Source organism: Paraburkholderia sp. J11-2 (genome assembly GCF_905220185.1).
GTDB lineage: Bacteria > Pseudomonadota > Gammaproteobacteria > Burkholderiales > Burkholderiaceae > Paraburkholderia.
On the sequence record NZ_CAJMYY010000008.1, the window covers coordinates 1 to 17929 of the forward strand.

General features: G+C 65.9%; 15 protein-coding genes. 9 read left to right on the plus strand and 6 right to left on the minus strand.

Features of this window, described 5'->3' with window-relative positions:
• The first annotated feature begins 225 nt into the window (after nt 1-225).
• The 3 genes from U5A57_RS12790 (at nt 226) to U5A57_RS12800 (ending at nt 4589) form a co-directional block, all read left to right on the plus strand.
• Nucleotides 226-549, plus strand: a complete 324-nt coding sequence (locus U5A57_RS12790) for a DUF485 domain-containing protein (RefSeq protein ID WP_321911339.1) — start codon at nt 226-228, stop codon at nt 547-549.
• Complete coding sequence (locus tag U5A57_RS12795) at nt 546-2237, plus strand: cation acetate symporter (RefSeq protein WP_321911341.1); 1692 nt, start codon at nt 546-548, stop codon at nt 2235-2237. The genes U5A57_RS12790 and U5A57_RS12795 overlap by 4 nt, the downstream gene beginning before the upstream one ends.
• Nucleotides 2238-2498: 261 nt before the next feature.
• Nucleotides 2499-4589 carry a VTT domain-containing protein gene (locus tag U5A57_RS12800; protein WP_321911343.1) on the plus strand — a complete coding sequence of 697 codons (2091 nt, stop codon included), beginning with the start codon at nt 2499-2501 and terminating at the stop codon, nt 4587-4589.
• A gap of 16 nt (nt 4590-4605) precedes the next feature.
• On the opposite strand, the gene U5A57_RS12805 is transcribed toward U5A57_RS12800, so the two are convergent.
• Nucleotides 4606-4878 carry a hypothetical protein gene (locus tag U5A57_RS12805; RefSeq protein ID WP_321911344.1) on the minus strand — a complete coding sequence of 91 codons (273 nt, stop codon included), beginning with the start codon at nt 4876-4878 and terminating at the stop codon, nt 4606-4608.
• 145 nt (nt 4879-5023) lie between these two features.
• Between U5A57_RS12805 and U5A57_RS12810 the strand changes: the two genes are divergently transcribed.
• On the plus strand, nt 5024-6115 hold the full coding sequence (locus U5A57_RS12810) for a Dyp-type peroxidase (RefSeq protein WP_321911346.1): 1092 nt from the start codon (nt 5024-5026) through the stop codon (nt 6113-6115).
• Nucleotides 6108-6908, plus strand: coding sequence for a family 1 encapsulin nanocompartment shell protein (locus U5A57_RS12815; RefSeq protein ID WP_321911348.1), 801 nt, complete (start codon nt 6108-6110; stop codon nt 6906-6908). The genes U5A57_RS12810 and U5A57_RS12815 overlap by 8 nt, the downstream gene beginning before the upstream one ends.
• A gap of 91 nt (nt 6909-6999) precedes the next feature.
• Here the strand turns inward: U5A57_RS12815 and U5A57_RS12820 are convergent, their stop codons facing one another.
• The gene (locus U5A57_RS12820) at nt 7000-9261 is read right to left on the minus strand and encodes a TonB-dependent siderophore receptor (RefSeq protein WP_321911350.1); all 2262 of its coding nucleotides are present in this window, start codon (nt 9259-9261) and stop codon (nt 7000-7002) included.
• A 258-nt stretch (nt 9262-9519) separates the two neighbouring features.
• Between U5A57_RS12820 and U5A57_RS12825 the strand changes: the two genes are divergently transcribed.
• Together U5A57_RS12825 and U5A57_RS12830 are read left to right on the plus strand one after the other, a co-directional pair.
• On the plus strand, nt 9520-9840 hold the full coding sequence (locus U5A57_RS12825) for a pyrimidine/purine nucleoside phosphorylase (protein ID WP_254337311.1): 321 nt from the start codon (nt 9520-9522) through the stop codon (nt 9838-9840).
• Between the two features lie 164 nt (nt 9841-10004).
• Nucleotides 10005-11393, plus strand: a complete 1389-nt coding sequence (locus U5A57_RS12830) for a chloride channel protein (RefSeq protein ID WP_321911354.1) — start codon at nt 10005-10007, stop codon at nt 11391-11393.
• A 4-nt stretch (nt 11394-11397) separates the two neighbouring features.
• Here U5A57_RS12830 and U5A57_RS12835 read toward each other — a convergent pair whose 3' ends face one another.
• From U5A57_RS12835 to U5A57_RS12850, 4 genes are all read right to left on the minus strand, one after another.
• On the minus strand, nt 11398-12546 hold the full coding sequence (locus U5A57_RS12835; RefSeq protein WP_321911356.1) for an enoyl-CoA hydratase/isomerase family protein: 1149 nt from the start codon (nt 12544-12546) through the stop codon (nt 11398-11400).
• Between the two features lie 3 nt (nt 12547-12549).
• Complete coding sequence (locus tag U5A57_RS12840) at nt 12550-13335, minus strand: enoyl-CoA hydratase (protein WP_321911358.1); 786 nt, start codon at nt 13333-13335, stop codon at nt 12550-12552.
• A gap of 19 nt (nt 13336-13354) precedes the next feature.
• Complete coding sequence (locus U5A57_RS12845) at nt 13355-15067, minus strand: AMP-binding protein (RefSeq protein ID WP_321911360.1); 1713 nt, start codon at nt 15065-15067, stop codon at nt 13355-13357.
• A gap of 65 nt (nt 15068-15132) precedes the next feature.
• Nucleotides 15133-16266 carry an acyl-CoA dehydrogenase gene (locus tag U5A57_RS12850; protein WP_321911362.1) on the minus strand — a complete coding sequence of 378 codons (1134 nt, stop codon included), beginning with the start codon at nt 16264-16266 and terminating at the stop codon, nt 15133-15135.
• Between the two features lie 192 nt (nt 16267-16458).
• Between U5A57_RS12850 and U5A57_RS12855 the strand changes: the two genes are divergently transcribed.
• Nucleotides 16459-17490, plus strand: coding sequence for an AraC family transcriptional regulator (locus U5A57_RS12855; protein WP_321911364.1), 1032 nt, complete (start codon nt 16459-16461; stop codon nt 17488-17490).
• Between the two features lie 73 nt (nt 17491-17563).
• The gene (locus U5A57_RS12860) at nt 17564-17833 is read left to right on the plus strand and encodes a DUF4148 domain-containing protein (protein ID WP_321911366.1); all 270 of its coding nucleotides are present in this window, start codon (nt 17564-17566) and stop codon (nt 17831-17833) included.
• Nucleotides 17834-17929 lie beyond the last annotated feature (96 nt).

A 17929-nucleotide genomic window follows, 5' to 3' on the forward strand; every position in this document is an offset into this window, starting at 1 on the left:
GCTGGCGAGCACGCTCGCCTGACGACGCAGCTAGCGCAAGAAGCGGCAACGACAAGCCGTCAAACGCGCACCCGCCGCGGCGCCCACAAGCGCCGTGGTCATTCGATAGAAACGACAACCAGACCCGCCGCAAACGGCGTCATGCACCCGCCGAAGGCAGCACGGGGCATGCGCGCTTGCCGCAACGAGACGGCACTGGTTGCATGACGTGGAACCGGAGACACCATGACGACACCCTCGATCGAAACGATCAAGGCGCATCCCGAATACCGGCAGCTGATTGCCGTGCGCCGGCGCTTCAGCTTCACGCTGACCGCGCTCATGATCGCCATCTATTACGGCTTCATCCTGGTCGTCGCGCTCGCGCCGCATCAGCTCGCGCATCCGCTCTATGCGAGCGCCACCACCAGCGTCGGCATTGCCGTTGGCGTAGGCATCATCCTGTGCGCTGTTGCGCTCACCGGCCTCTATGTGCTGCGCGCCAACCGCCGCTTCGATCCGGCCATGCGCGCGCTCATCGCGAAGCTCCATGACGAGGTGCCTGCATGAAGCCAGCCCGCCTTCTCCCCGCACTCGCACTCGCGGCCGCCAGCAGCTTCGCCCGCGCAAACGTGCCCGCTGCCGCGGCAGCGCCCATGCCCGCGCCCCAGCACAACCCGGTAGCCATCGGCATGTTTGTGCTTTTCGTTCTCGTGACGCTCGGCATCACGCAGTGGGCCGCGCGCCGCACGCGCACCGCGCACGACTTCTACACGGGCGGCGGCGGTATCAGCGGCTTGCAGAACGGCCTGGCGATTGCCGGCGACTACATGTCCGCGGCTTCGTTCCTCGGCCTCTCGGGCATGGTGTTCATCTTCGGATTCGACGGACTCATTTACTCGATCGGCTTTCTCGTCGGCTGGCCGTTCGTGATGTTTCTGATCGCCGAGCCGCTGCGCAATCTCGGCAAGTTCACGTTCGCCGACGTGGTCGCCTATCGCTTCAAGCAAGGCCCGATCCGCCTGATCACCTCGGCCAATTCGTTGATGGTCGTGATCTTCTATCTGGTCGTGCAGATGGTGGGCGCGGGCAAGCTCATCGAACTGCTGTTCGGGCTCGACTACTGGATCGCCGAAATCGTCGTGGGCGTGCTGATGGTGATCTACGTGTTCTTCGGCGGCATGAAAGCCACGACGTGGGTGCAGCTCATCAAGGCGGCGCTGCTGCTGTGCGGCGCGACGTTCATGGCGGTGCTCGCGCTTGCGCACTTCGGCTTCAGTGCGAACGAGATGTTCCGCCAGGCCGTCAACGTGCACCCGGGCGCCCTGAGCATCATGGCGCCGGGCAAGCTGATTCGCGATCCGCTGAACGCGCTCTCGCTCGGTATCGCGCTGATGTTCGGCACGGCAGGCTTTCCGCATATCCTGATGCGCTTTTTCACGGTGCCCAACGCGAAAGAGGCGCGCAAGTCGGTGTTCTATGCCACGGGCTTCATCGGCTACTTCTACCTGCTCACGTTCGTGATCGGCTTCTCGGCGATCGCGCTGCTCGCCCAGCATCCCGAGTTCTTCCGCGTCGACGCGGCGGGCCACTTCAATCTCACGACCGACCTGCTCGGCGGTTCGAACATGGTGGCCGTGAAGCTCGCCCAGGCGGTGGGCGGCAACCTGTTCTACGGCTTCATCGCGGCGGTCACGTTCGCGACGATCCTCGCCGTGGTGGCAGGCCTCACGCTCTCGGGCGCAACCACGGTCTCGCACGATCTCTACGCAAGCTGGCTCGCGCGCGGACGCAAGAACGAGCATCGCGAGATGCGCATCTCGCGCGTCGCGACACTCGTACTCAGCGCAATTGCAATCGGCCTCGGCATCCTCTTCGAGCACGCGAACGTGGCATTCCTCGTGGGTCTCGTCGCGGCCGTGGCGGCCAGCGCCAACTTCCCGATGCTCGTCATGTCGATCTTCTGGAGCGGCATGACCACGCGCGGCGCGGTTGCAGGCGGTACGCTCGGCCTTGTCTCGTCGGTACTGCTCACGGTCTTCTCGAAGTCGGTGTGGGTCGACGTGCTCCATCACGCCCACGCACCCGTGTTCCTCGACAATCCCGCGATCGTTTCCGTGCCGCTCGCGTTCTTCGGTATCTGGGCAGTCTCGCGCCTCGACGCCGGTGCGCGCGCCCGCAAGGAACGCGAGGCGTTCGCCGCGCAGGAATTCTACGGCCAGACCGGACTCCTGCCGATGGAGGCCGTGAAGCACTGAGGCACTGAGGCGCTAAATCGCCTGATCGCGCAACGAAACGGACAACGTCATGCGCGAGTCCCGCGCCCCTCAGCGTATGCATCACGCACGCTGCGGGGCGCTTTCTTTTGGCCTTCATAGCGGCGTGCGCGGCGCGCCAACACCACGGCGCACGCGCAATTGCGGCGCCGGTTATAGTGCGCATGGGACGCGGCGCGCAACCGGGCGCACCGCGCGCCGCCCGATCAACCGCCGCCACGCCCGTACCCAGCCGCACCGCCGATGGAGCACGCCTACGATCATCTGCTGCACCTGCTCGCCGCGCACGCTACGTGGACGCTTGCTTTTGTCGTGGTCGCCGCTTTTCTCGAATCGCTCGCGTTCATCGGCACGTTCGTTCCCGGCAGCACGGCGATGTTCATTGCGGGCGCGTTCGCAGCCACGGGCACGATCAATCTGGGCTGGCTCTTCGTTTGCGCCATAGTGGGCGCCGTGGCCGGCGACGGCGTGAGCTTCTGGATCGGCCACCGCTACCGCGGCTCGCTTGGCCAGATGTGGCCGTTCAGCCGCCACCCCGGCATTCTCGAACGCGCGCAGGCCTACTTCGTGAGCCACGGCACACGCAGCGTGATCCTCGCGCGCTTCATCGCGCCGCTGCGCGCCGTGGTGCCGATCGTCGCGGGCATGGCCGGCATGAAGCCCATGCGCTTCTTCATGATGAACGTGATCTCCGCGCTCATCTGGGCGCCCGCGCATATCGTGCCGGGCGTGGTGTTCGGCGCCTCGCTCCAGCTCGCGGGCGCGGTGTCGTTCCGGCTCGTGGTCGTGATCGGCATCGTTGCGCTCGCGATCTGGCTCATCTGGCGCTTCGTGCGCATGCTGCTCCTGCACATCGACAACTGGGCCGGCGCGTCGCGGCGCAGCGCGGCGCAGTGGGCGGCGCAGCATCCCGGGCGCGCCTCGAAGCGTCTCGCCCGCCTGCTCGATCCGGCGCAGCCCGCGCTCGGCCCCGTGATCGTGATCACGGGCCTCGTGCCGGTATGCGCGGCCGTGTTTTCCTATGTGCTCGGCAACGTGCTGCGCGGCGAGCCGCTCGTGCAGCTCGACCAGTCCGTGCGCCAGTTCCTTCAGTCGATCCACACCACATGGGCCGATGCGACGCTCGCGCGCGTCGAGACACTCGGCAGCACCTGGACGCTGGCGGCGCTCATCGCGACGATGGCCGTGTGGATGGTGCTGGAGCGGCGCTGGCGCACCATCGCTTACTGGATGATTGCGGCGGCCGTTTCGCAGCTGCTCATCCTCATGCTGCGCTTCGTGATCCACCATACGGCGACGGGCGGCGGCCAGGCCATCGAAGCCTACGTATTCCCGAGCGACCGCGTGGCGTCGATGGTGATCGTCTACGGCTTCGTGATGTTCCTGCTCGTGCGCCGCGCGAGCATGCTCGAGGCCGCGCTCGTCGCCGCGCTCGGCAACGCGATTGTCGTGTCCGTGGCGTTCGCGGGGCTCTACTTCGACCGTTTCCTGTTCTCGGACGCCATCGGCGGCGCAGCCTTCGCCGCGATCTGGGTGGCGATCGTCGTGCTCACCTCGCTTTGGCGCTACCCCAAGCGGCCGCCGCAACGTCCGTATGTGCCGCCCATCGTGCTCATCGTGCTGGTCGGCGCCGTTCTCCTGCAGACGGTGCCGTCAGTGCGCCCACCCGCGCCGCCTACGACCGCCACGGCGGCGCCGCCCGTCGTCATCACGCAATTGCAGTGGAGCGACTCGCTGTGGAGGACGTTTGCGTGCTATCGCTTCGACATGAAAGGCGCGCGCCGCGAGCCGATGACGATCCAGTGGGCCGCAAGCGCGGACGACCTGCGCACGGCGCTGCGCGACGCAGGCTGGGCCGAAGGCCCGCAGATCTCGCTGAGAAGCGTGCTTTCGCTCGTTGCGCCGAACGTGGACGTGATGTCGCTGCCGCTGCTGCCGAAGCTGAACAACGGCCTGCCCTCGCCGCTCGTGTTCGCCCGCGCGCGCCTGACCGACGGGAATGACGCCGGAGACGAAAAGCTCGCGCCGGGCAGCCACCGGGACGTGCTGCGCTTTTGGCCGTCAGGCTATGCGCTCGCGCCGCGGCATGCTGGAAGCAACAATGGCAATGGCAACGCAGACGCAGGGGAACTCACGCCAATCTGGGTCGGCTCGCTCGTGCACGAGCGACTGCGCCGCGGTTCCTGGCCGTTCAACGTCGTCACGAGCTACCTCGACGACGCCTCGGACCTCAGCGCCCCCGGCCAGCCGGCCGGCTGGCGCACGCTCGCGCTGCCGGGCGAAGCGGGTTGCGAGGGGCGGCCCGTGAAGCTGATCGTGCAGGGCGGCCGCTGAAAGGCAAATCGAAAGCTCAGGCGGTGCTCTCGCCCCAGCTTCCCGTGGCATGGAAGCGGTCGATGCGCTTGCGGGCGTCCGCGTAGGCGGCGTCGAGCGCGGCGTCGGACCCGGTGTAATTGCGCATCATGTCGTGAAAGCGCACGCTGCGCCCTTCGACATGGGCATCCGCGCCGTGGCGGCAAATGTAGCCGCTGTAGTGGAACAGCGGCTCGGGCGAGCGCGGCCCGAACGCCGGAATCGGCAGCACCCAGATCTCGAAGCCTTCATGCTCGGTGTGGTCCCACATGGCGTGTCTCCTGTCCCATGCCTAACATGCCAATTATCGTCGCACGGCACCCCTCTCGCCTGCAAACGGCCTTTTTCCGCGAGTTTGGCTAAACTATGCGGGCGCAGCAGAACTCAAACCCGATTCCCAAGCGATACCCCACATCATGACGCCGGCCTCTCTCACGCAGGAACCGCAGTCCGTCTCCAGCGCTGTTACGCGCAACGCCTTCTTCATCGTGGCCACCGTCAACGAAGACGCAGCAAGCCGCGCCACCGTGCGCGCCTGGTGCGCCGACGTCGCCAACCTCGTGCGCGCGGTGGGCAAACGCGTGCCCGCGGGCAATCTCTCGTGTGTGGTGGGCTTTTCGTCCGACGCATGGGACAAGCTGTTCGGCGAACCGCGCCCGGCCAACCTGCATCCGTTCCGCGAATTCGGCACCGGCGAGCGCCGGGCGATCGCCACGCCAGGTGACATTCTGTTGCATATTCGCGCCGACGAAACCGACCTGTGCTTCGAGCTCGCCACCCAGCTCATGACGCGCCTGGAAGGCGCGGTCACGACCGTGGACGAAGTGCACGGCTTTCGCAACTTCGACATGCGCGCGATGATCGGCTTCGTCGACGGCACCGAAAATCCCACGGGCAACGAAGCCGTGCATTTCACCGTAATCGGCGAAAGCGACGACCCCGAATTCTGCGGCGGCAGCTACGTGCTCGTGCAGAAGTACCTGCACGACATGAAAGGCTGGAACGCGCTTTCCGTGGAGGCCCAGGAGCACATCATCGGGCGCACCAAACTCCAGGACATCGAACTGGACGAAGCCGTGAAGCCGAGCTGGTCGCACAGCTCGCTCACCACGCTCGAAGACAACGCGGGCAACGAGATCAAGATCCTGCGCGACAACATGCCGTTCGGCCGGCCCGGTTCGGCCGAATTCGGCACCTACTTCATCGGCTATGCGCGCTCGCCCGAGCCGATCGAACAGATGCTCGAAAACATGTTCGTCGGCCTGCCGCCCGGCAACTACGACCGGCTGCTCGACTTCAGCCGCGCTGTCACGGGCAGCCTGTTCTTCGTGCCTTCGCAACCGTTGCTCGAAGCGCTCGCCGAAGTCGACCCGGGCGCCGCGCCCACCATCGAGGTGAGCGCCGCCAACACATCAGAAACAAAAACAGAATCCGGGCCTGCCGCCGCGCCGAGCGCGGACGGCTCGCTCGCCATCGGATCCCTCAAAGGAGCACCCCGGTATGAATAACCTCCATCGCGAGCTGGCGCCCATTTCCACGGCCGCGTGGTCGCAAATCGAAGAAGAAGTCGCGCGCACCTTCAAGCGCTCGCTCGCGGGCCGCCGCGTCGTGGACGTCGAGGGCCCCGGCGGCCCGGCGCTCGCGGCAATCGGCACCGGCCACCAGAACGGCATTGAAGCGCCGCTGGAAGGCATCCGCGCGCGCCAGCGCGAAGTGAAGGCGATTGTGGAATTGCGCGTGCCGTTCGAACTCTCGCGCGACGCCATTGACGACGTGGAGCGCGGCGCAGAAGACTCCGACTGGCAACCGGCCAAGGAAGCGGCCACGCGCCTCGCGTTCGCGGAAGACCGCGCGATCTTCGACGGCTACACGGCCGCGCAGATCACGGGCATTCGCGAAGGCTCGTCGAACCCGATCCTGCCGTTGCCGGCCGATATCGCCGACTACCCCACGGTCATCGCCAAGGCGCTCGAACAGTTGCGTCTGCAAGGCGTGGACGGCCCGTATGCGGTGCTGCTCGGCTCCGATGCTTATACGGCGGTGAGCGAAGCGAGCGACCAAGGCTATCCGGTTCTCGAGCACATTCGCCGTCTCGTGAACGGCGAGATCATCTGGGCGCCGGCCATCGAAGGCGGCGCGATCCTGAGCACGCGTGGCGGCGACTTCGCGTTCCACCTCGGGCAGGATGTGTCGATCGGGTATTCGTCGCATGACGACAAGAGCGTGAAGCTTTATCTGCAAGAGAGCTTTACGTTCTTGATGCTGACTTCCGAGGCTTCGGTGGCGGTGAAGCCGGAATAAGGCCACGCTGATTCCCTTAAGCCACGAAAAAGGGGCGCTCCGTGACGAGCGCCCCTTTTTTCATGCCTTGCCGCTAGTGCTCAATGAACGATCACTGATAGAAGTTCACGGTCACGACCGCTGAGCGGCCCGGCGCCCAGGTTGCATAAATCGGGTACGCGCTCTGGTAGTACTCCTTGTCGAAGATGTTGTTCACGTTGAGCTGCAGATCGATCTTCTTCGACACGCGCCACGTAGCCGAAGCATCGAAGCGCGCATAGCCCGGCGTCCATTTGCGCGAAGTCGCCGAAACCGATGCATACGTCAGGCTCGAAACCGTTGCGCCCGCACCCACCGTGAGCTTCGGCAGCACGTCATAGCTCGTCCACAGCGTGAAGTTGTGCTTGGGCACCATCACAATCGGCAGGCCGGAGAGTGCCGGGCTCGCCGGGCCGGCGTCGGTCGTGATCGCGTCCAGGTACGAATAGCCGCCGAACACGGACCACTTGTTCGTCACGTTGCCCGCGAACCCGAACTCGAAACCGCGCACGCGCTGCGAGCCTGCGTTGATCGTGCCGCCCAGGCCGTCGCTCACGCGCGCGTTGGTCTTTTCGGTCTGGAACAACGCCGTAGTGAGCGAGAGGCGCTGATCGAGCACATCCCACTTCGCGCCCACTTCGATATTGCGCGAGCGCTCGGGCGCGAGGTCCTTGTTGGTCGCCGTGATCTGGTCCGTGCCGCCGCCCAGGCCCGAATTCGAGCCCGGCGGATTCGCCGAGGTGCCGTACGACGTATAAAGGCTCAAAGTCGGGATCGGCTTGAACACGAGGCCGAACTGGTAGCTGAAGAGATTCGACGTATTCGACAGATCGGCCACGCCCGCCTGCTGCGCGGTCACGTCGTAGCGGTCGAAGCGCAAGCCCGCGTTGAAGATCCAGCGCTCGGAAAGCTGCACGCTGTCGAACATGTACGCCGAAGCGATATTCGTCTGCGTATGCGTGGCAGGGCCCGGGAAGCTCTTGTCGCCGTTCAGGACGATGCTGCCCGTCCACGGATTGTTCGGATTCCAGTTGTTGATCGACGCGCAGTTGTACGCAACCGAGCACGGACCGCCCGAGCGGATGTTGTTGCCCGCCGAGTCGGTCACGAGATAGCCCTCGTAAAGGTCCTGCTCGTGGCTGAACTCCACGCCCGCCGTGAACGTGTGGCGCATGCCGTAGAGGTCGAACTTGCCGGTCGCTTCCGTCTGGTTCGCGACGCTGTTGGTCGCGTACTTGCCGCTCTTGGCCTGCAGGCTCAGGATGTTCGAGGTCGCGTTCGTCAGCTGCGGATTGGTCGCCACGTAGTCGAGCGTCGAGCGGCCGAACATCGTCGTGTTCTTGATCTTCCACGCGTCGTTGATGCGGTGCTCCACCTTCACTTCGCCCGTGTCGGTCTGCCCGTAGCGGTAGTCGCGCGTGTTCAGGCCGTAGAACTGGCCGCGGTTGGACGACACCGGCGTGCCGCCCGTCGAGCGGAACGGCACGCTGAAGTCGGGCATGTCGTAGGTGTTCAGGTGGTAGTAGCTCACCGTGACCGTGGTCGGCGAGTTCAGGCCGAACGCGATCGAGGGCGCCACGCCCCAGCGCTTGCTGTACACGTCGGTGCGGCCCGCCTGGTCGGCGTCGTGGCCCATGGCGTTCAGGCGGAACGCGGTGGTGTCGTTGAGCGTCTGGTTCCAGTCGATGGTGGCGCGGCGGTAGCTATCGGTGCCAAGACCCACGCTGCCGTTGATGAAGTTATCGGCCTGCGGTGTTTTCGTCGTGATGTCGATGCTGCCGCCTACCGAGCCGCGCCCGGCATACACGGAATCCGGGCCCTTGATGACGCTGATGTTCTGCACATCGAAGGTTTCGCGGTTCTGCACGCCCGAGTCGCGCATGCCGTCCACAAAGATCGAGTTGCGCGATTCGAAGCCGCGAATCACGGGGCGATCGGCGGAAGGATTCGCCGCCGCGTCGCCGCCGAGGAACGTGATGCCGGGCACCGTGCGCAACGCGTCCTGGAACGTCGTGACGTTCTTTTCCTTGAGCACTTCCTCGGGAATCACCGTGACCGAGCGCGGCGTGTCGATGAGCGGCGCCGTGAACTTGTACGAATCGAGCGCTTTGGTCTGCATGTCGGAAGGCGCGGAAACGACCTTCACGGCGGGCAGCGTGCTTTCCGTAGCGGCGGTTGACGATGCCGGCGCAGCTGGCGCTGCGCTCGCGGCGGCTGAACTGTCGGCGGCAGGTGCGGTTTGCGCGTAAACGAGAGGCGATGCGAAGAAACCGGAGCAATAGAGCGCAGCGACGGAAGCGATGGCGCGCATCCGCGTCGGGAAATGGACGGACATGAGTGAGCGAGTTGGTCGGCGAAATGTCGTTGTTACGAATGCGCATGATTCTCATTCGTTATTTCGATTGTAATAACTTGTTATATGTTTGTAAATATTCAAAGAGAAATTCGTAGGCCGCGGCAAGCGCCAAGGTCCACGCAAGGCGCAGGAGCGAGCCCCCCGCCGCCCCCGACTGCCGGTATGATGGCGGCCTCACCGCGGACGACGCGTCGTCCCGGCGCCCGGTTCCATTCACGAAGACAGAGGAAGACCGCCATGACGGCAGCAGCACAATTCGACCAGGTTTCCGTAATCAAACGCGCCAACGTCTACTTCGACGGCAAGTGCGTTTCGCACACCGTGCTGTTCGCCGACGGCTCGCGCAAGACGCTCGGCGTGATCCTGCCGGGCACGCTGAACTTCGGCACCGACGCCGCCGAACTGATGGAAGTGCAGGCCGGCCAGTGCCGCATCCGCCTGGAAGGCACCGACGAGTGGAAGACCTACAGCGCCGGCGAGTCGTTCTCGGTGCCGGGCAAGAGCCGCTTCGACATCGACGTGATCGAGACGCTCGACTACGTTTGCAGCTACCTGTAAGCGCCTCGCCTGACCCGACGCCCGCCGCGCGACTCGCGGCGGGCGTTTTCGTTTTTGCCGGGGCGCGCCGGGCGCGCTGAACGTGCTGGACGCGCCGCCCTTACCCGCTCGCTACAATGGGCGCCAGCCCGTCGCCCCGCGACTTTCCCGCTCGCCTTTCCGCCGTGTCATCCCTCGATCCCCTTCCCTCGCCGCGCCCTCGCGCCAACGCCGATCGTCCGCCGCCGCGCAGCCCGCTTGCCACGCTTGCGATCGTGACCGTGCTTACCGGCATCGGCGCGGGCCTGGGCGGCATGCTGCTCGCGCTGCTGCTGCACGCGATCCAGCACGTGGCCTACGGTTACGGCGCGGGCCATATCGTCGGAGCGGAGAGCTTTCTGCAGGGCGTGACGGATACCGCGCCCTGGCGGCGCGTGGCCGTGCTCGTGGCCTGCGGATTGATCGGCGGTGGCGGATGGTGGGCGCTCTATCGCTACGCACGTCCGCTCGTCAGCATCAGCGCGGCGATCAAGCCGGGCGGCAAGCGCATGCCGATTTTCGCGACCACCGTTCATGCGCTGCTGCAGATCGTGACCGTCGCGATGGGTTCGCCGCTCGGGCGCGAAGTCGCGCCGCGCGAGATCGGCGCCGCGTTCGCAAGCTGGCTCGCGAAGCGTACGGGCCTCACCGCTGCGGAGCGCCGGGTGATGATCGCGTGCGGCGCGGGCGCGGGGCTCGCGGCGGTGTACAACGTGCCGCTTGGCGGCGCGATTTTCGTGCTAGAAGTGCTGCTCGGCACGTTCGGCTGGTCGGTGGTGGTGCCGGCCATCACCACCTCTTCCATTGCGGCCGTGATCGCATGGATCGGTCTTGGCGACGAGCAGCAATACCACGTGCCGCCCTACGGCATCAATGCGCAGCTCGTGGTGTGGTCGGTGCTTTGCGGGCCGCTGTTCGGCGCAGCCGCGCACGGTTTCTCGCGCGTGACGAACCGCGCGCGCGACGCGTCGCCGAAGGACTGGCGGCTGCCGCTCTACACGCTGGTGAATTTTGCGGGCATCGGCCTGCTGGCCATCTGGTTTCCGCAGTTGCTCGGCAACGGCAAGGGCCCGGCAGGCTTGAGCTTCGACGACAACCTCGGCATTGGTCTGGCCGCCACGCTGCTCGTGCTGCGCGTGTTCATCACGACGACCACGTTGCGCGCGGGCGCCAAGGGCGGCCTGCTCACGCCGGGACTCGCGAACGGCGCGCTGCTCGCCATCGTGATCGCGGGGCTGGTGAATCACGTGTGGCCCGGTCTTTCGCCGGGCGCCTTTGCGATCGTCGGGGCGGGCGCGTTTCTCGCATCCTCGATGCAGATGCCGATTACCGCGACCGTGCTGATCCTCGAGTTCACGCACGTGAATCACGATCTGGCGATTCCACTGCTGCTCGCCGTGGCAGGTTCTGTCGCCACGCTGCGGCTGCTGGCGCGCGCGCAGCGTCCTTCGCACGGCGCCCCAACGCTCGGCGCCGAGCGCGAACTGCGGCTCGCCGCGCTGCGCGAGCCGTCGGCGCGCGAGTCCTCCGACTAACCCGCTATTTGCCGAGGTCGGCCAACGGATGTGCCTCGGCGCGCCACAGCGACGCAAGGAAGTGCTGCACGCGTTCGGCGCGCACTTCCACGAGCGTGGCCGGCACCCAGCGCGGCTTGCGGTCCTTGTCGACGAGATGCGCGCGCACGCCTTCGCAGAAGTCGCCTTCCTCGATCGCCCGGCCTACGATGCCAAGCTCCATGCGGAAGCACTCGGCGAGCGTCATCTGGCGGCCGCGCAGCAGCGCTTCGCGCGTGACTTCGAGCATGGTGGGCGAATAGTGCGTGAGCGCTTCGAGCGTGGTTTCGAGCCACGCGTGTTCCGCTTGCGAGTGGTCGTGTTCGAGGTCGGCGCGCAGCGAGGCGACGATCTGCTCGACACGCAGGCGACGGTCGAAGTGCCGCACGACGAGCGACGTGAACGTTGCTAGCGCGCCCTCGTTCGCCTCGTGACACGGCGCGACGAACACTTCGCGCAACGCCGCATGCACATCGCCTGACCATTGCGCAGCCAGAAGACGCGCCTCATAACCATCGAGCCATTCGCCCGGCACGCAGGCATCCGCGAGGCCGCAATGCACCGCGTCCGCGCCGCCAAGCATCGCGCCGGTCAAACCTACGTATAGCGCCATCTCCACCGGCATCTGCGCGAGGAAGTGCGTCGCGCCCACGTCGGGCAGCAAGCCGATGCGTGTTTCCGGCATGGCGATCTTCGTGCGCGAGGTCGCCACGCGCAGCGACGCCGCCTGGCCGAGCCCCATGCCGCCGCCCATCGTCACGCCGTCGAGCAGCGCGACGAGCGGCTTGGAAAACGTATGCAGTGCGTAATCGAGGCGATATTCGTCAATGAAGAATTGCTGCCAGCCGTTCGCGCCCTCACGCGCTTTCTCGCGCGCCAGCTGGTAAATCGCGCGCACGTCGCCGCCCGCGCAAAAACCTTTCGGGCCCGCGCCTTCGAGCACGAGCGCGACGATGCCGTCGTCCGTGCGCACGCGTTCCAGCAGCACAGCCAGTTCGCGCACCATGGCGTGCGAAAGCGCATTGAGCGCAGACGGACGATTGAGCGTGACGATCGCCACGCGATTGACCACGCGAAACAGCACATTCTTTTCGGCTTCCGTTGCCGCCTGATCGCAAGCGGGTGTTGCACTCATTACTTAGCTCTCCGTTTCAAGATGCCAGTGAGGTTTGCGCTTATCCAGAAACGCGTTGACGCCTTCACGCTGGTTAGGCGAATCGAACAGATCGACGAAGCGCTCGCGCTCGACAGCGAGCGCCGCGTCGCGCGGCACGCCATTGCGCGCCTGATGGATCAGCGACTTGCTGAAGGTGACTGCTTGCGGGCTCAAGCCCGCGACACGCGCGGCCATGGCGAGCGCGGCCTCGCGTGCGCCGCCCGTTGCGACGACTTCCTCGACGAGGCCGATGCGCAGCGCCGTTTGCGCGTTCACGCGCTCGCCCGTAAGGATGATGCGTTTGGCCCAGCCTTCGCCCACGAGCCAGGGCAAGGTCTGCGTGCCGCAGCCGGAGGGCAGCAGCCCCACGGCGGGCTCGGGCAGAGCGAGTTGCGCATGCTCCTCGGCAATGCGGATATCGCAGGCGAGTGCGCACTCCAGGCCGCCGCCCATTGCATAGCCGTTGATCGCCGCGATAACCACGGGCCGCGCCTTCTGCAGCGCCTCGAATGCCGCGCCGAACGCGCTCGCCGCGGTGCGCGCGACCTCGCGATCGCCATTGGCGAAGGCATGGAGGTCGGCGCCCGCGCTGAAAAACTTCGGCCCGCTGCCGGTGATGACGATGGCGCGGACCTGTGGTTCGCGGTCGAACGCTTCGATGACCTGCTGCAGCTGCCGCAAGCCGTCGACCGTGAAGGCATTCGCCGGTGGCCGCGAAAGCGTGAGCAGGGCCACCGCGCCCTCGTGCGCGTACTCGAATTCGATCATTTCGGACTCCGTTTGGATATCAGCGCAGCTCGGGGAAATCCTCTTCCCAGTACTCGTCGGGCTGGCGCGCGGGTTCGGCGCTGCGCTCCATTTCGCGGCGGCGCAGTTCCACGCGGCGAATCTTGCCCGAGATGGTCTTGGGCAAGTCGCTGAACTGCAGGCGGCGAATGCGCTTGTACGGCGCGAGCTTTTCGCGCGAGAAGCGGAACACCTCTCGTGCGAGTTCGGGGCCCGCTTCGAAACCCTGGCGCACGATGACGAACGCCTTCGGCACTGAAAGGCGCAGTTCGTCCGGACTCGGCACGACTGCCGCTTCGGCGATCGCTTCATGCTCGATCAGCACGCTCTCCAGTTCGAACGGGCTCAGGCGGTAATCGGACGACTTGAACACATCGTCGGCGCGGCCCACGTAGACGTAGTAACCATCGTCACGGCGCAGCGCCACGTCGGACGTATGGTAGTAGTCGTTGCGCATGGCGTATTCGCTCGCTTTCGCGTTGTTCGCGTAGCCCGTCATGAGGCCGAGCGGACGGTGCAGGAGCGGCAGAGCGATCTCGCCTTCGCTCGCGGGATGGTCGTCGGCATCGACGAGTTCCACGCGATAGCCCGGCAGCGGGCGCCCCATCGAGCCCGCCACCACGGGCTGGCCCGGCGAATTGCCGATCTGGCAGGTCGTTTCGGTCTGGCCGTAGCCGTCGCGGATCGTGATGCCCCACGCGTGACGCACGCGCTCGATGACCTCGGGGTTCAGCGGCTCGCCCGCCCCCACGATCTCACGCAGCTTCACCGCATACGTTGCGAGCGGCTCCTGCACGAGCATGCGCCACACCGTGGGCGGCGCGCACAGCGTAGTCACGCCGCATTGCACGAGCGCGGCGAGCGTGTCTTTCGGCACGAAGCGCGCGTAGTTGTAGACGAACACGCACGCCTGCGCATTCCACGGCGCGAAGAAACAGCTCCACGCATGTTTGGCCCAACCCGGCGAACTGATGTTCCAGTGGATGTCGCCCGGCATGAGGCCGATCCAGTACATCGTCGAAAGGTGGCCTACGGGGTAGCTTTCGTGCGTGTGCTCGACGAGCTTGGGCTTCGAGGTCGTGCCCGAGGTGAAATAGAGCAGGAGCGGGTCGGTGGCGCGCGTCGGGCCGTCGGGTTCGAAGGCGGCGCTCGCTTCGTACGCGCGCGCGAGATCGATCCAGCCTTCGCAGGCATTGGGCGCCGCGCCAACCGCGATACGCTTCACGCTTTTGTCGAGCGCATCGAATTTGCCGAGTTCGGCGGCGTCCACCACGACGTAGCCCGCGCCGCCCGTTTCCACGCGCTCGCGCACGTCGTCGGGCGAGAGCTGCGTCGTCGCGGGCAGCACGATCGCGCCGAGCTTCATTGCCGCCAGCATCACGTCCCAGAGTTCGACGCGATTGGGCAGCATCAACAGCAAGCGGTCGCCGCGCACCACGCCCTGCTCACGCAGGAAGTTCGCCATGCGCGACGAGCGCTCGGACATCTGCGCGAACGAATAGCGCGTGCCGCCGTTCGCGAGGTCGTCGACGATCCAGAGCGCCGGGTTGTCGTTGCCGCGCGCCATCACGTCGAAGTAGTCGAGCGCCCAGTTGAACGTGTCGAGCTTCGGCCACGCGAACTCGTCGTAAGCGCGTACGTAGTCGGTGCGGTGACGCAGCAGCAATTCGCGTGCGTCGATGAAGGCCTGCGCGGAAGGGGTGAACCCGGTCATCGTCGTCTCCTTATTTCATCGGCGCGTACGCGCGCTTATTTTTACTTTGCCATCCTTACTACTTGTTAAAGCTGCCGTGCAATCACCATCCGTTGCACTTCGCTCGTGCCTTCGTAAATCTGCGTGATGCGTGCATCGCGATAGTGGCGCTCCACCGGATAGTCGTTCAGAAAGCCATAGCCGCCGTGGATCTGAATGGCGTGCGAACACACTTCCTCGGCCATTTCGGAGGCATAGAGCTTAGCCTGCGAAGCCTCCGAAAGACACGGCTTGCCAAGCGAACGCAGCCGTGCCGCGTGATGCACGAGATGCCGCGCGGCGTTGATGCGCGTATGCATGTCCGCGAGCATGTTCGCCACGCTCTGATGCTTGATGATCGGTTCGCCGAACTGCACGCGTTCGTGCGCATAGGTGCGCGCCGCGTCGAAGGCCGCGCGTGCGATGCCGAGCGCCTGCGCGGCAATGCCAATGCGTCCGCCTTCGAGATTCGCCAATGCGATCTTCAATCCTTCGCCGCGCTGGCCGAGCAGGTTCGCTTCGGGAATCGCACAGTCCACGAGCGAAATCGGGCAGGTGTCCGAAGCACGGATGCCCATCTTCTTCTCGTGCGGCCCGACGTTGAAGCCCGGCGTATCGGTCGGCACGATGAACGCGGAAATGCCGCGCTTGCCCGCGTCGGGATCGGTCACGGCGAACACGATGGCGATATTCGCGCGCGAGCCGTTGGTCACAAACTGCTTGTTGCCGTTGAGCACCCACTTGCCGTCGCGCAGTTCGGCGCGCGTGCGCAGGTTGTTCGCCTCGGAGCCCGCCTGCGGCTCGGTCAGACAGAACGCGCCGATCAGCTCGCCGCTTGCGAGCTTGCCGAGCCAGCGGTCCTTTTGCACGTCGGTGCCGAACTGCAGGATCGGCCCGCAGCCCACCGAGTTGTGCACGCTGACGAGCGTCGCGCACGAGGCGCAGCCCGCCGCGATCTCTTCCATGGCGAGCGCGTAGGCCACGTAGTCGGTGTACGAACCGCCCTGCTCCTGCGGCACGATCATGCCGAGAAAGCCCAGTTCACCCAGTTGCTTGACGACCTCGTCGGGCAGCTTGCCGTCGCGGTCCCATTGCGCCGCGTTCGGCGCCAGCTGCTCGCTTGCGAAGTCGCGCGCGGCGTCGCGAATCATGCGCTGGTCGTCGGTGTAGAACTCGTCCATGTGTGTCCCCTTCCTGTGTCTCTTGCGCTTGCCTTCCACTGTGGCGCGATGCGGCCCCGGCTGCAAGGCTTGCGAAAAGTGTAGGCACGCAGGCGACCGTATTCGATGCCCGTCACGCTCAAAGTCGTTGATCGGATTTACCATATCGTCTGCAACAACCCATCATCAGGCGGCTCCTTGCAACCAACGCGAATGCATACACTGAGCGAAAAAGGCACAATCTCGATGAGCCTCGTGAACGAGACGCTCGCGCTGGCGCGCGCGGGCGGACTCGAAATCGCGCCGCTCACGGAGGCAGCCGGCATCGCGCCGGCTGTGCTGCGCGCACCCGAGGCCCGCGTGAGCGCGGCGCAATACGGCCAGTTGTGGTCGGGCATCGCGCGCGCGCTCGACGACGAATTCTTCGGCCAGGACTCGCACGCGATGAAAAGCGGCAGTTTCATCGCCATGACGCACTCGGCGCTTGGCGCCAGCACCGGCCGCCAGGCGCTGCAGCGCGCCGTGCACTTCATGCGGCTCGTGCTCGACGACCTGGCAGGCGAGATCGACATCGACGCCACGCGCGTGCGCGTCACGCTCTCGCATCGCGCGGGCAAACCCGCGCCCACCCTCTTCGCGTATGCCACCTGGTTCATCCTTGTCTACGGACTCGTGTGCTGGCTCGTTGGGCGGCGCATTCCGCTTCTCTGCGCGCGCTTTCGCTGCCCGCAGCCGCACGCCGCGCACGAATACCAGCTCATGCTCTGCGACGACATGACGTTCGACCAGCCGGCCACGTGGTTCGAATTCGCACCCGGCTTTCTCGAGCTGCCCGTGATCCAGACCGCCAGCTCGGCGCGCGCGTTTCTGCGCAACGCGCCGGGCAACTTCGTCGTGAAGTACCGCAATCCGGGCTCGTTCGCGGCGCGCGTGCGGCGTGCGCTGCGCGCACTGCCTGTCGCCGCCTGGCCCGATGCCGATGCCATCGCGCAACGCCTGAACGTGGCGCCCGCCACGCTGCGCCGGCGCTTGAGCCAGGAGGGCCACAGCTGCCAGTCGATCAAGGACGAGTTGCGCCGCGACCTTGCGATCGCGGCGCTGCAGGAGCCGGGCCGCTCGGTCGCCGACGTCGCGGCGGCGGTCGGGTTTGCAGAGCCGAGCGCGTTTCACCGGGCGTTCCGCAAATGGACCGGACAGCGCCCGACCGACTTCCGCGCGGCCCGCTCCCGCGGCAGCAAGCGATAGCCTCGATCCACCTTTCGGTTATCAAGATAGCGCCTATAATTTCAGGGATATCCCTAATACGAAAGGCCTTGCCATGAACTCCCTTCCGCGTGTAGCGCTCGGCATCGTTGCCGCAGCGTGCTGCTTCGCGTCGGCTGCGGCGGTGGCCCAACCGTACGATCCCTCGCAACCGCTCACTCGCGCCCAGGTCCGTGCGGATCTGGTTGAATGGCGGCAGGCGGGCTACGACCCGCTCGATTGGATCGACTATCCGGAAAACGCTCAACGTGCGGGCGCGATCGTCGCGCAGCGACGCGCGGCGCGTGGCGGATATGGCGCTCCCGCCGGTCAAATGACGCAGTAATCGCTTGATGGCAGTACGGCCGCAGTGAACCGGCACCGGGACACGCAACGCCCGGCGCCCGCGAGCCGTTGCGCCGATTTCCTGCCACCACGGGCG